This is a genomic window from Streptomyces sp. NPDC048290, from assembly GCF_040652095.1.
Lineage (GTDB): Bacteria > Actinomycetota > Actinomycetes > Streptomycetales > Streptomycetaceae > Streptomyces.
This window is the reverse complement of record NZ_JBEZLM010000001.1, coordinates 225,521-238,234: the sequence shown is the minus strand read 5'-3', so window position 1 is coordinate 238,234 and position 12,714 is coordinate 225,521. Positions and strand designations below refer to the sequence as shown.

The window sequence follows — 12,714 nt, the reverse complement described above, 5'->3', positions numbered from 1 at the left end:
CGCACTCCGTCAGCCCGAGCACGCCGTGCGCTGCGCCTCCTGCCACTCGCACACCGGGCACAGGGTGACGCCCCGGTACGCCTCCGGGTACTCCGTGGGCTCCCGGCACAGCACACACTCGGCGTACGGCGGGCCGTCGGCCCTCGGGGGCCGGGTCGCGTCGATGAGGCAGTAGTCACGGTCGTCGCCGCCGGGGCCGTCGTCCTCGCTCATCCCTCCAGCGTAGGCGGCCAGGAACGGTCAGGAGCGGCCCGAGGTGTTCCCGATCAGCTCCGACACCTTCACGAACCGGAAGCCCTTGGCCCGTAGCTCGGGCACGATCGTCCGGATCGCCCGCTCGGTCACCGGGGCCGCGCTGCGGGTGCAGTGCAGCACCACCACCGACCCGGGCCGCACCCCGTCCAGCACCTGCCGGGCCACCGGGTCCGCGTCCGTCGCGAACGCGTCACCGCTCACCACGTCCCACTGGACCGCCGTGACGCCGGTCGCGCTCAGCGCGCGCAGCGCCCGCTGGTCGTAGCAGCCGCCGGGGAAGCGGAAGTACGGCATCGGACGCTCCACGCCCGCCGCGCGGAACGCCGCGAACGCGCGCTCCACGTCCGCGGCCATCCGGTCCGGCGCCACCGTCGGCAGCCCGTAGCAGTCGCCGGTGAAGGCGTAGTGGCTGTAGGAGTGGTTGGCCACCTCGAACAGCGGGTCCCGGCCGATCGCGCGGGCCTGTGCCGGGTACTCCTCGGCCCAGCGGCCGGTCATGAACACCGTCGACGGCACCTTGAGGCGGCGCAGGGTGGTGATCAGTTCCGGGTTGTCGAAGTGCTCGCCGGAGGCCGCGCGGGGGCCTTGATCGGCGGTCATGTCGGCGTCGAAGGTGAGGGCGACGGTCTTGTCACGACTCTGGGCGGCGCTCTCGAAGACCGGCGTCACACCGCCGGGGCCGGGCGCGAGGGTCGGCGGACGGGAGACGGCGGCGGCGGAGGGGGCGGCGGACGTCTTCGGGGCACGCTCGGCGGGACCGGTGCCGCAGGCGGCGAGGGAGGACAGCGCGGCGGCGGCGAGAACACCGGCCACGAGGGGACGTCGTACACGTCGGGCGGAGAGGATCACCTGACGAACGTAACTATACAAATACGACAAGCTGCGCATTGTGTGCGCGGGGGGAGGTGAGGTCGGGGGGTGGTGGGGCTGATCGGGCTAACGGGCGTGTGAGAGGGCCAGAAGGGGGCTTTACCGGCAGCCCCCCGTGCTCATGGCTTCAGCGGGTCGTCCGGGGCTTCCACGGCGTCCGGTACCGGGGGTACCGGGGACATCGCGGGCGGAGCCGGGGGCTCGCCCAGGGTCTCCAGGAGGCCGTTCGGGGACTCCGTCGGCTGGTCCGGCGTCGGGTCCGGCGTCGGCGGTTCCAGGCGCCGCCGCCTCGGCTCAGGGGCGTCCGCGGGCTGCTGGGCCTTCTCCAGGAACCGCAGCAGCTCCACCGGGAACGGCAGGACCAGAGTCGAGTTCTTCTCCGCCGCCACCGCGACCACCGTCTGGAGCAGCCGGAGCTGGAGCGCCGACGGGGTGGCCTCCATCTGCTGGGCGGCCTCGGCGAGCTTCTTCGACGCCTGGAGTTCGGCGTCCGCGTTGATCACCCGGGCCCGGCGCTCACGGTCGGCCTCCGCCTGGCGGGCCATGGACCGCTTCATCGTCTCCGGCAGGGAGACGTCCTTGATCTCGACCCGGTCGATCTGCACTCCCCAGCCGACGGCCGGGCTGTCGATCATCAGCTCCAGGCCCTGGTTGAGCTTCTCCCGGTTCGAGAGGAGGTCGTCCAGCTCGCTCTTGCCGATGATCGACCGCAGCGAGGTCTGGGCCATCTGCGACACCGCGAACTTGTAGTCCTCGACGGTGATCAGCGCGCTCGGCGCGTCGACGACCTTGAAGTAGACCACCGCGTCCACCCGCACGGTGACGTTGTCCCGGGTGATGCCCTCCTGGGCCGGGATCGGCATGGTCACGATCTGCATGTTCATCCGGTGCAGCCGGTCCACGAACGGGACGATCATCGTCAGTCCGGGGCCCCGCACCTCGCCGTTCAGCCGGCCGAGGCGCAGCACCACACCGCGTTCGAACTGCTTGACGACCCGGGCTGCCGCGGCCAGGTACACCACGCCGACCGAGCCGAGGACCACGAGCGTCACCAGGAGTGCTTCGAGCATCTCGACCTCCTCGCACAGAGGTCCGTTTTCGCCGTCTCTTCCACGATATGCCCGAGGAGCGGGAATCAGGGAAACCGATGTCCGGCCCGGCGCCGCGCGGGCCCCGGGCCGGACACCTCAGACGTCAGCGCGCACTCACTGCGCCGTCATCCGCACCGGCTCCGTCCCGGCGGCGCTGTGCCGCTCCGCCCAGTTCTCCAGGGCCGTACGACAGGCGTGGTCCAGGTGGTGCAGTCCGGAGAGGTCCAGTTCCACGGGGCGGTCCTGGGGGAGCGCCTCCAGACTGTCGAGGATCTTCGGCAGCCGCAGGAAGGTCGCGTTGCCCGACAGATACGCCTGGACCGGTCCGGCGCCCTTGTCGATGATCTCCAGCTTGAGGTGGGACGCCTCCCAGGCGGTCTTGGCCACGGACAGCGCCAGACCGATGAGCACGCCCTCGAACATGTTCACGGCGACGATCGACACCGCCGTGACCACCAGGATCAGCGCCTCCCCGCGGTGCTCCCGCCACAGCGCCCCGAGCTGGCGGAACGGGATCAGCTTCCAGCCGGCGTGCACCAGCACACCGGCCAGGGCGGGTATGGGAATCAGCGCGAGGGCGCCCGGCAGCAGCGCGGCGAACAGCAGCAGCCAGACGCCGTGCAGCACCCGGGACGCCTTGGTCTTCGCGCCCGCCTGCACATTGGCGGAACTGCGCACGATGACAGCCGTCATGGGCAGCGCGCCCAGCGCCCCGCACACGGCGTTGCCCGCGCCCTGGGCCATCAGCTCCTGGTCGTAGCGGGTGCGCGGCCCGTCGTGCAGCCGGTCCACCGCCGCCGCGCTGAACAGGCTCTCGGCGGAGGCGATCAGGGTGAAGGCGAGGACCGTGCCGAGGATCGCCGGGGTGGCGAGGCCGCCCAGCGCGTCCAGACCGGGCGGCTGGACGGAGTCCAGCAGACCTTGGATCTCGACCGTGGCCACGGACAGGTCCAGTACCAGCGTGACCAGCGTCGCGAGCAGGACGGCGGCGAGCGCGCCCGGCACGGCACGCGCCTTCGCCGGGGCGTGCCGCCACAGCGCCAGCACGGCCACGGTGCCCGCGCCGACGGCGAGCGAGGCCAGGGCGGTGGTGTCGCCCAGCGCCTCGACCAGGGCCCCCGGGAGGCCGGTCAGCTTGTCCAGGCCGGAGACCGGGGCGGACATCCCGGCCGCCGCGTAGAGCTGTCCGGCGATGATCACCAGGCCGATCCCGGCGAGCATGCCCTCCACGACGGAGACCGAGATGGCCCGGAACCAGCGCCCCAGCCTCAGGGCGCCCATCAGCAGCTGGAGCAGGCCCGCCGCGAGCACGATCGCGCCGAGCGCCGCCAGCCCGAACTCCTGGACGGCTTCGAAGACCAGCACGGTCAGGCCCGCCGCCGGGCCCGACACCTGGAGGCTGCTGCCACGCATCAGACCGGTGACGACGCCGCCCACGATGCCGGTGATCAGGCCGAGTTCGGCCGGGACACCGGAGGCGACGGCGACGCCCACGCACAGCGGCAGCGCGACGAGGAACACGACCAGCGAGGCCGCGAAGTCCTGCTTGAGGAACGGGTACTTGTGCGGACCGGAGGCCCGCTCGGGGTGAGGGTGTGGGTTCATGGCAGGGATCACAGCGCCTCGAAGCCGTCGGTGTCCGCGCGGTGGGCCCGCACGGCACCGGTGTGCACCTCGTAGTACCAGCCGTGCAGCGTCAGCCGGCCGTCGGCCAGCCCGCGCTCCACACACGGGTAGGACCGCAACCGCAGCAACTGCGCCAGCACATGGTGCTGTACGGCGGCGGCGACGGTGGGGTCGGCGGGGTCGTCGGAGCGGGGTTCGCCCGCGGCGTGGCCCAGCCAGTCGCGTACGGCGGGCACGGCGTCGAGGTCGTCGCCGCGCACCAGGGCGCCGACGGCGCCGCAGTGGGAGTGGCCGCACACCACGATGTCCTGAACGCCGAGCACCTGGACCGCGTACTCGATGGTGGCCGCTTCGCCGGTGGGCTGCAGCGAGGCGTACGGCGGGACGATGTTGCCCGCGGTGCGCAGCTCGAACAGCTCGCCGGGGCGGGCGCCCGTGATCAGGGCCGGGACGACCCGGGAGTCGGAGCAGGTGATGAACAGCACCTGGGGGGACTGGCCTTCGGCCAGCGGGGCGAACTCCTCAGGGCGTTGTCCGAACGAACGGGCGTTGTCGATGAGGGGCTGCATAGGTCGTGTCTCCTCCTGGCGCGGCTTGGGGGGTTCGCGCGTGGGGCTCGTGGGTCGGGGAAAAGAGGGGGCCGTCCGCCGTCGCCCTCGCACAGGGCGGAGTGAGCGGGAGCGCCCCTCCGGGCCGGTGAGCGGGGACGGGTCGGAACGAGTCCGCGCTCAGCGGCTGAGCACCAGGTGGTGGCCGGGATCCGACGCGACGCGGCGTCCGGCCGGGTCAGCTATCTCGATATGGGCGACGGTCTCGACGAGCCGTCGGGCCCGGCGCCGGACGCCGGTGCCGGATCGATCCTCCGAGGGCGGCGGATGACGTCGGCGTCAGCCGTGGTGCTCCGGGCGTACCGGGGGCCGAGCTGAGCGCTGGCCTTGGGTTGACGGAGTGTGTACACGGTCGCGAACGGTGACGCCGACGCGTGGAGCCGCCGGGGGCGTGACAGGACGGACCGGGGCGGCTGCGCCGTCCGAACCGTCGTACCTCGCATCTTGTGCTCCCTTGCGCGCCTCATACATGGCTCAACTATTGGTCAACAGTTGGTCAAGAAACACGTTAACGCGGCAAAGTTGTTTGCAGGGTTAACTCGACGTTTCGAGTGGGAGAGAGCCTCAAAAGTGCGGGTCGGCTGGCGCGAACCCGCCTTTGATCGCGTGTCGCGGGCGGGGCGCCCTGGGCCGGAACCCGGGATGTCAGGCGGTTTCGGTGAGGGGGCGCGCCTCGCGGGCCAGCGCGGTGAGCCGGGAGATCGCCCGGAAATACTTCTTGCGGTAACCGCCGTTCAGCATCTCGTCGTCGAACAGCCGGTCGAACGGCACGCCCGACGCCAGCACCGGGACCTCACGGTCGTACAGACGGTCGGCGAGTACCACCAGCCGCAGCGCGGTCGACTGGTCGGGGACCGGGCGCACATCCGTGAGGCACACCGCCGTCAGACCGTCCGTCAGCGCGCCGTAGCGGCTGGGGTGCACCCGCGCCAGATGGTCCAGCAGATCCGGGAAGGCGTCGAGCGAGGCCCCGGGGGTGGCCCGCGCGGTCGCCGTCACGACCGCGTCGGAGTACGGCGCCGGCGCCTCGGGCAGCCCGCGGTGGCGGTAGTCCTCGCCGTCGATGCGCAGGGCGCGGAAGTGCGCGGACAGGCCCTGGATCTCGCGCAGGAAGTCGACGGCGGCGAACCGGCCCTCACCGAGCTTGCCCGGCAGTGTGTTCGAGGTGGCGGCGAGCGCGACGCCCGCCTCGACCAGCCTGGCGAGCAGACTGGAGACCAGGACGGTGTCGCCCGGGTCGTCGAGTTCGAACTCGTCGATGCAGAGGAGGCGGTGGCCGGACAGGGTCCGCACGGTCTGCTGGAAGCCCAGCGCGCCCACCAGGTTGGTCAGCTCCACGAACGTGCCGAACGCCTTGCGGTCCGGTGCGGCCGGGGTGGCGTGCCACAGGGAGGCCAGGAGGTGCGTCTTGCCTACGCCGTAGCCGCCGTCCAGATAGACGCCGCGCGGGCCGGTGGGCGCCTTCGGTGCCTTCTGGGCCCTCTGCGCCTTCGTCCGGCCGAAGCCGAGGAAGCCGCGGCGGGGGCCGCCCGAGCCGCCCGGCGCCCCGGTGAGTCCGGCCGCGAACCCCTCCAGCACCCGGACCGCCTCGGTCTGGCTGGGCTGGCCCGGGTCGGGGAGATAGGTGGCGAACCGCACCGAGTCGAAGCGGGGCGGCGGCACCATCTCGGCGACCAGTCGCTCCGCGGGGACACGGGGCTCACGGGCGCACAGGGACAGCGGGGCCGCGTCGGCTATCTGGCCGGAGCCAGCGCCGGGGCCGGGGGCGGCGGGGGAGGACGACACGGTTCACCATGGTAGGCGGCATGGAACACTGCACGACATGCGACGCCTGTTCCCTGTGACCGACCAGACAACGACCGCCCCGAAGGGCGGCGCCCCCGGACAGGGGGAGGGCCGACAGGGGGACGCCGGGCAGGGGGACGCCGGGGGGACCGGCGAGTGGAGCCTCGACGCGCTCGCCGACGCGTACGCCTATCCGGAGGACATGGGCGGCACGGGGGGTACCGGTGGTGCGGGCGATATCGGCGGTACGGGCGGTACCCGTGGCGCGGGTGGTCGGGCCTGGCTGCGGGCCAACATGGTGTCCACCCTCGACGGCGCCGCCCACCACGGCGGCCGGTCCCAGCCCCTGTCCCACCCGGCGGACATGCGGATCTTCGGCACCCTGCGGGCGCTCGCGGATGCCGTGGTCGTCGGCGCAGAAACGGTACGTCAGGAGCAGTACCGGCCGACTCGCGCCCGGAGCGGGTTCGCGGCCCGGCGGGCGGCGGCCGGACAGGCGCCGGTGGCCGCCGTCGCGGTGGTCTCGGCCGGTCTCGACCTGGACTTCTCACAGCCGCTGTTCACCGCGCCGCTGGTGCCGACGCTGGTGCTGACCGGCGCCGCCGCGCCCGCCGACCGGATCGCGGCGGCCGAGCGCGCGGGGGCCCGCGTGGTGATCGCCGGTACCGGTGCCGGGGTGGAGCCCGCGCGGGTGGTGGCGACGCTGGCCGACCTGGGGTACCGGCGGCTGCTGACCGAGGGCGGGCCGCGGCTGCTGGGGCAGTTCGTGGCGGCCGGGGTCCTGGACGAGCTGTGTCTGACCCTTGCGCCGCTGCTCACCGCGGGGGGTGCGGAGCGGATCGCGGGCGGGCCGGAGGTGCGCGTTCCGGCCCGCTTCGAACTGGTGTCCCTGCTGGAGGAGGCCGGGTATGTGTTCGGGCGCTACCGTCGGCCGTAAATCAGCGGAATCTGCCGTTCCGTTTAGCTTCGGGTGGGCACACTAGACACGCAGTGCCCGTGCGAGCGCGGGGCAGGATGGTTTCCGCAGGGCCCGGAACGGCCCACGCAGGACGGAGGGCTTCGAGCCCTCGAACAGAAGGGGCGTCTGGTGTTCACAAGCGTTTTGATGATCGAGAAGGCCCTGACGTCCGCCGACGTGGAGTTCGTCACGACCCTGCACGGGGACGAGCCGGTCGCCTTCCATGTGCTGCTCCAGCCGCGGGGGGACCAGGCGGACCGGCTGCTGCGGGCCATCGACGACCTCGCGCTCGGCGAGCTGGACGAGGCGGCGCGTGAGCGGGAGACGCCGGAGGGGGTGGACGCGCGGGGGGAGGGGCAGCAGGCGCTGGATGTCTCGCTCCAGGCGTTGCGGGCGTCCGGCAGTGCGGCGGAGGGGCGGCTGATCGAGGAGCATCCGCTGGATGAGTTGAAGCGGTTGGTGGATGAGGTGGGGGCGGATGAGGTGATCGTGCTGACCGATCCCCACTATGTGGAGGAGTTCTTTCATCGGGACTGGGCTTCTCGGGCTCGGCACAAGGTGGGGGTGCCGGTGTTGAAGTTGTTCTCGCACAGCAAGGTGTAGTGGGGGTTGGGGTTGGGTGTGTGTGCGGGTCGGTGGGGGCTTGTCGCGCAGTTCCCCGCGCCCCTGAGGGGTTGCCCTTACCGGCGGTGATGGGTGCGGCCGGTCAGGGGTCTTGTCTGCGGGTCGTGGGGGGTTGGTCGCGCAGTTCCACGCGCCCCTGAGGGGGTTGCCCGGCCCGGTGATATTCAGCTGTCCCAGTTCGGTGGTGTGGGGCGGGGTTGGGGGTGGGGGCTGGAATAGGGTGAAGGGGTTTTGGCAATCTGGTCCGCTTGAGTCTGGTCTTTGAGGAGTACACGCATGGCATCCGGCATCCCTCCCGCCATGGAACGGCCGCACTTCATCGGGATCGGTGGGGCCGGGATGTCCGGGATCGCGAAGATCCTCGCCCAGCGCGGTGCCGTCGTCGCCGGGAGCGATGCCAAGGAGTCGGCGACCGCCGAGGCGCTGCGCGGGCTCGGCGTGGTGGTGCACATCGGACACGCGGCCGGGCATCTCGCCGACGACGCCAGCTGTGTCGTCGTGTCCTCCGCGATCCGCGCCGACAACCCCGAGCTGGCCCGCGCCGCCGAGCTGGGCGTCCCGGTGGTGCACCGGTCCGACGCGCTCGCCGCGCTGATGGACGGGCTGCGCCCGATCGCCGTCGCCGGGACCCACGGCAAGACCACCACCACCTCGATGCTCGCCGTGTCCCTCACCGAGCTGGGCCTGAACCCGTCCTACGCCATCGGCGGCGACCTCGACGCCCCCGGCTCCAACGCCCTCCACGGCCCCGGAGACATCTTCGTGGCCGAGGCGGATGAAAGCGACCGGAGCTTCCACAAGTACGCCCCCACCGTCGCCGTCGTCCTCAATGTCGAGCTGGACCACCACGCGAACTACGCCTCGATGGAGGAGATCCACGACTCCTTCGTCACCTTCGTCGACCGGATCACCGACGGCGGCACGCTGGTGATCGCCGCCGACCAGGAGGGCGCCCGTGAGCTGACCCGCCGGGTCGCCGGGCGGGATGTGCGGGTGGTGACGTACGGGGAGTCCGCGGACGCGGACGTACGGATCACCTCGGTCGTCGCGCAGGGGCTGAAGAGCGAGGTCACCGTGCTGATCGACGGGACGGAGCTGACGTTCGCCGTGTCGGTGCCCGGCCGGCACTACGCGCACAACGCCGTCGCCGCGCTGGCCGCGGGCGTGGCGCTCGGGGTCCCCGCCGCGGAGCTGGCGACCGCGCTCGGCGCCTACACCGGGGTCAAGCGGCGGCTCCAGCTCAAGGGCGAGGCCGGGGGCGTCCAGGTGATCGACTCCTACGCCCACCACCCCACCGAGATGACCGCCGACCTGGAGGCCATGCGGTCGGCGGCCGGGGACGGCCGCATCCTGGTCCTCTTCCAGCCGCATCTGTTCTCCCGCACGCAGGAGCTGGGCAAGGAGATGGGCGACGCCCTCGCGCTCGCCGACGCCTCCGTCGTCCTGGACATCTACCCGGCCCGCGAGGACCCGCTGCCCGGGGTCACCAGCGCGCTGATCATCGAGGCCGCCCGCGCGGCGGGCGCGGACGTCACCGCCGTCCACGACAAGGACGAGGCCCCGGCGGTCCTGGCGGGAATGGCGAAGCCCGGCGATCTCGTTCTCACCATGGGCGCGGGCGATGTCACGGACCTGGGCCCGCACATCCTGGACCGGCTGCCGCGCTGACCCGCGGCGGGCCGGACACTTCGACACTTCGAGACTCTTCGAGAGTCGGACAAGGGGCTGAGAGCCATGTCGTACGACGTCGAGAAGCCGGACGAGCAGTGGCGCGAGGAACTGGCGCCGGCGGAGTACGCGGTGCTGCGCCAGGCCGGCACCGAGCCGGCGTTCACCGGTGAGTACACCGACACCAAGACGCAGGGCGTCTACTCCTGCCGGGCCTGTGGGGCCGAGCTGTTCACCTCCGACACCAAGTTCGAGTCGCACTGCGGCTGGCCGAGCTTCTTCGATCCGAAGGACACGGACGCCGTGGAGCTGATCGCCGACCGGTCGCACGGGATGGTGCGGACCGAGGTGCGGTGCGCCCGCTGCGGCTCGCATCTCGGACATGTGTTCGAGGGGGAGGGGTATCCGACCCCGACGGACCAGCGGTACTGCATCAACAGCATCTCGCTGCGGCTGACGCCGGACGCGTAAGCGTTCGTCGTGCCGGTTCGTCATGCCGATCCGTCGTGACAGGTATTCGTGACGGTTCGATGGGGGGCAGGTAACCCGGTCGTTACCCGCGCTCCCGCGCCCGCCTCCTACAGTGGTGCGCGTGGCGCGAACGTTCGAATCGTCGCAAGGGCCGGCGACCGCGGAGCCGACCGGTGCCGGCGCGTCCCGGGACACCGGGGCGCCGCCGCTCAGCGTGCTGCGCCCGGTCGCCGCACGCATCGGTACCACGCTGGACGAGGCGACCACCTGGGCGGAACTGACCCGGGAGGTCGCCGCGCAACTGGGGGCCGCGGCCGGGGTGCTGCGGGCCCACGAGCGGACCGGACCCGCCTACCAGGCGGTCGCCGGGAACGCCGAGGTGCTGCCCGAGCCGGGCGCGGTGCTGCCCGCCCCCGCCGAAGCCGCGCCCGCGCCCACCGGCCCCCGCGCGGTGCTGGTCGTGCCGGTCGCCGTGCACGGACACCGGTACGGGCTGCTGGTCTGTGCCCGCGAAGGGGCGCCTTTCGGACGCGGTGAGACGGAGGTGGCCGCCTTCCTCGCCGAAGGGGCCGCCGCGCACCTCCGGCACGCCCGTGAGCACGACGCCGTCAGCGGCATCGTCGGCCGGCTCCAGCGCGCGCTGCTCGCCCAGCCGGGCCGCCCGCACCCCAATCTCGACGTCGCCCTGCGCTATCTGCCGGTCGGGCAGCGGGCCCTGGTCGGCGGCGACTGGTGCGAGACGGTACGGCTGCACTTCGGGCGCACCCTGCTGATCGTCGGCGATGTCATGGGGCACGGTCTGGACGCGGCCGTGGACATGGCGGCGTACCGCTCCTCGCTGCGCTACATCGCCTCCTCCGACCTGCCCCCGCACCGGGTGCTGCGTCAACTCGACGACCTCGCCGCGCGGGAGCGGGACCGGCGCCCGGCGACCTGTCTGATCGCCCGGATGGACCCGGTGCGGGGGCTGGTGAACCTGGCCTCGGCCGGGCATCTGCCGCCCGCCGTGGTCGGCACCGACGGGCGGGTCTCGCTGCTGCCGGTGCCCGTCGGGCCGCCCCTCGGCACCGGTCACGGCGGCTACGAACCGGCCACGCACCGGATGGCGCCGGGGCAGACGCTGCTGCTGTTCACCGACGGTCTGGTCGAGCGCCGGGGAGAGGACATCGACCGGTCGCTGGCCCGGCTGACCCGGCTGCGCTTCGCGGCGGGCACGGGCGTGGAGGAGGTCCTCGGCACGGTCCTCGCCCGGCTGGACGCCCAGGACGCGGAGGACGACGTGGCGGTGCTGGCGGCCCGGCTGGGGGAGCGGACGCTAGTGGGGGGAGCGGGCCTCTAGACGGTGGTCGGGCGGGCGGGGGCTCGGGACAGTGGTCGGGCGTAGGTTCGGGACGGTGGTCGGGCGGGGCGCCAGGCGCTGAAGCGCCGCTGGTCACGGCATCTCGCGCCCCGCCCCGGTCACAGCACCTCGCGCTGGACCAGCGCCGACAGCACCAGCGCGCCCGGCAGCAGCGGTACCCACACCGTCAGCACCCGGTAGCCGATGATCGTGGCGGTGGCGAGGGCGACCGGGGCGCCGAAGTCGCTCAGCGTGAACACCATCGCCGCGTCCACCGGGCCGATCCCGCCCGGTGCGGGCACCGCGCCCACCGCCGTGCTGGCGATCAGCAGCGCGAACACCACCTGCGCCCAGGACAGCGGCAGCCCCAGCGCGAAGCCCACCGCCGCGATCACACTGCCCTGGAGCAGCGGGGTGGCCGCCGCGCCCAGCCACAGCGGCAGATAGCGGCTGGGGCGGGTGTGCAGCACGCGGGCGTCGGTCAGCGCGGTGCCCAGGAAGCCGGTCACCGGGCGGCGCAGCGACGGGACGACCGCGAGCAGTACGACGGTCGTGGTGAGCGCGGCGGCGGTGCCGCCCGCCAGCAGCACCAGGGTCCATGAGTCGGGCAGCAGATCGCCGAAGTGCAGCATGTCGGGGAAGGCGATCAGGAAGACCAGCAGGACGACGGTCTTGGCGACCGGCTTGACCAGCGAGTACAGCGCGAGGGACGCGGTGCCCCGGGCCAGCGGCACGCCCTGGCGCTGGAGGAAACGCAGGGTGACGGCGTGCGCGCCGATGCTCGCCGGGAGGACGTGATTGGCGGCGCCCGCGGCGAACTGCGAGGCCAGCAGCAGCCCCGGCGGCAGCCGCTCGGGCAGCGCCCCCTGCCGGACACAGGCGGCGGCGACCCAGCCGAGGCCGGTGAAGACCCCGGCGATCAGCAGCCAGCCCGGGTCGGCGGAGGCGAGCCGCGCGGCACCGTCGTACATGGACCGCCAGTCCACCACCGCCCAGGCGGCGATCAGGAGCAGCGGGAGCAGGCTCACCGAGAGCCGGACGGCACGGGCCACGGCGGGGGAGCGCAGACCGGTGCGGGGCGCTTCGGCGGTGGTCGGGGCGGCGGGGGGCGGGTCCGTGGTGGGCGCGGACTGGGGCAGGCCGTCGAGCGGCATCAGCGTCACGGCGAACGTCGTCCTTCCGCATCACGCCCGACGGTGAGCGGGGCGGACGGATGCAAGGCGAGCGGGAGGGGGACGGGGTGACCCGGTGGGGGACCGGGGTGGGGGTACGGGGGTGGGGACCCCAGGGAAAGGTCTCCGTTCGGCGTGACGGACGGGTGTCCAGGAGCCGACCAGGTGCGGGCGGATGGGCGACGCGGCCTCCGACGCCGCTCGAATCCACCAAGAACGTCATCCCCGCGGGCACGCCGTGCCACAC

Annotated in this window: 12 protein-coding genes; 5 read left to right on the top strand and 7 right to left on the bottom strand. The window is 72.8% G+C overall.

The features are described from left to right. Positions 1 to 9 precede the first annotated feature (9 nt). From AB0D49_RS00865 to zapE, 6 genes are all read right to left on the bottom strand, one after another. Complete coding sequence (locus AB0D49_RS00865; RefSeq protein ID WP_362748531.1) at positions 10 to 213, bottom strand: hypothetical protein; 204 nt, start codon at positions 211 to 213, stop codon at positions 10 to 12. Between the two features lie 27 nt (positions 214 to 240). Beyond that, complete coding sequence (locus AB0D49_RS00860; RefSeq protein WP_362748528.1) at positions 241 to 1,068, bottom strand: polysaccharide deacetylase family protein; 828 nt, start codon at positions 1,066 to 1,068, stop codon at positions 241 to 243. 176 nt (positions 1,069 to 1,244) lie between these two features. Next, positions 1,245 to 2,195 carry a slipin family protein gene (locus AB0D49_RS00855; RefSeq protein ID WP_362748525.1) on the bottom strand — a complete coding sequence of 317 codons (951 nt, stop codon included), beginning with the start codon at positions 2,193 to 2,195 and terminating at the stop codon, positions 1,245 to 1,247. A gap of 135 nt (positions 2,196 to 2,330) precedes the next feature. Further along, positions 2,331 to 3,821 (bottom strand): SulP family inorganic anion transporter, encoded by a 1,491-nt coding sequence (locus AB0D49_RS00850; protein WP_362748522.1) that lies wholly within the window; start codon positions 3,819 to 3,821, stop codon positions 2,331 to 2,333. An 8-nt stretch (positions 3,822 to 3,829) separates the two neighbouring features. Continuing rightward, positions 3,830 to 4,411, bottom strand: a complete 582-nt coding sequence (locus tag AB0D49_RS00845; protein ID WP_362748519.1) for a carbonic anhydrase — start codon at positions 4,409 to 4,411, stop codon at positions 3,830 to 3,832. 684 nt (positions 4,412 to 5,095) lie between these two features. Further along, entirely contained in the window at positions 5,096 to 6,235 is a 1,140-nt protein-coding gene (zapE, locus tag AB0D49_RS00840) for a cell division protein ZapE (protein WP_362748516.1), read from the bottom strand. A gap of 37 nt (positions 6,236 to 6,272) precedes the next feature. On the opposite strand from zapE, the gene AB0D49_RS00835 reads away from it, so the two are divergent. From AB0D49_RS00835 to AB0D49_RS00815, 5 genes are all read left to right on the top strand, one after another. Continuing rightward, complete coding sequence (locus tag AB0D49_RS00835) at positions 6,273 to 7,172, top strand: dihydrofolate reductase family protein (RefSeq protein ID WP_362748513.1); 900 nt, start codon at positions 6,273 to 6,275, stop codon at positions 7,170 to 7,172. A gap of 150 nt (positions 7,173 to 7,322) precedes the next feature. Continuing rightward, positions 7,323 to 7,796: an indole-3-glycerol phosphate synthase gene (locus tag AB0D49_RS00830; RefSeq protein WP_362748510.1), complete on the top strand. Its 474-nt coding sequence runs from the start codon at positions 7,323 to 7,325 to the stop codon at positions 7,794 to 7,796. Positions 7,797 to 8,093: 297 nt separating this feature from the next. Then, complete coding sequence (gene murC, locus AB0D49_RS00825) at positions 8,094 to 9,485, top strand: UDP-N-acetylmuramate--L-alanine ligase (RefSeq protein ID WP_362748506.1); 1,392 nt, start codon at positions 8,094 to 8,096, stop codon at positions 9,483 to 9,485. A 66-nt stretch (positions 9,486 to 9,551) separates the two neighbouring features. Continuing rightward, positions 9,552 to 9,956 (top strand): peptide-methionine (R)-S-oxide reductase MsrB, encoded by a 405-nt coding sequence (gene msrB, locus AB0D49_RS00820; RefSeq protein ID WP_362748503.1) that lies wholly within the window; start codon positions 9,552 to 9,554, stop codon positions 9,954 to 9,956. Between the two features lie 121 nt (positions 9,957 to 10,077). Next, positions 10,078 to 11,295 carry a PP2C family protein-serine/threonine phosphatase gene (locus AB0D49_RS00815; RefSeq protein WP_362748500.1) on the top strand — a complete coding sequence of 406 codons (1,218 nt, stop codon included), beginning with the start codon at positions 10,078 to 10,080 and terminating at the stop codon, positions 11,293 to 11,295. A gap of 119 nt (positions 11,296 to 11,414) precedes the next feature. Here the strand turns inward: AB0D49_RS00815 and AB0D49_RS00810 are convergent, their stop codons facing one another. After that, the gene (locus AB0D49_RS00810) at positions 11,415 to 12,458 is read right to left on the bottom strand and encodes a lysylphosphatidylglycerol synthase domain-containing protein (RefSeq protein WP_362748497.1); all 1,044 of its coding nucleotides are present in this window, start codon (positions 12,456 to 12,458) and stop codon (positions 11,415 to 11,417) included. Between the last annotated feature and the right edge of the window lie 256 nt (positions 12,459 to 12,714).

Excerpts from the sequence above, each read along its gene's own strand:
- AB0D49_RS00850 (WP_362748522.1), bottom strand. The coding sequence starts at position 3,821 with ATGAACCCACACCCTCACCCCGAGCGGGCCTCCGGTCCGCACAAGTAC.
- AB0D49_RS00865 (WP_362748531.1), bottom strand. The coding sequence starts at position 213 with ATGAGCGAGGACGACGGCCCCGGCGGCGACGACCGTGACTACTGCCTC.
- msrB (WP_362748503.1), top strand. The coding sequence starts at position 9,552 with ATGTCGTACGACGTCGAGAAGCCGGACGAGCAGTGGCGCGAGGAACTG.
- AB0D49_RS00835 (WP_362748513.1), top strand. The coding sequence starts at position 6,273 with ATGCGACGCCTGTTCCCTGTGACCGACCAGACAACGACCGCCCCGAAG.
- murC (WP_362748506.1), top strand. The coding sequence starts at position 8,094 with ATGGCATCCGGCATCCCTCCCGCCATGGAACGGCCGCACTTCATCGGG.
- AB0D49_RS00855 (WP_362748525.1), bottom strand. The coding sequence starts at position 2,195 with ATGCTCGAAGCACTCCTGGTGACGCTCGTGGTCCTCGGCTCGGTCGGC.
- AB0D49_RS00845 (WP_362748519.1), bottom strand. The coding sequence starts at position 4,411 with ATGCAGCCCCTCATCGACAACGCCCGTTCGTTCGGACAACGCCCTGAG.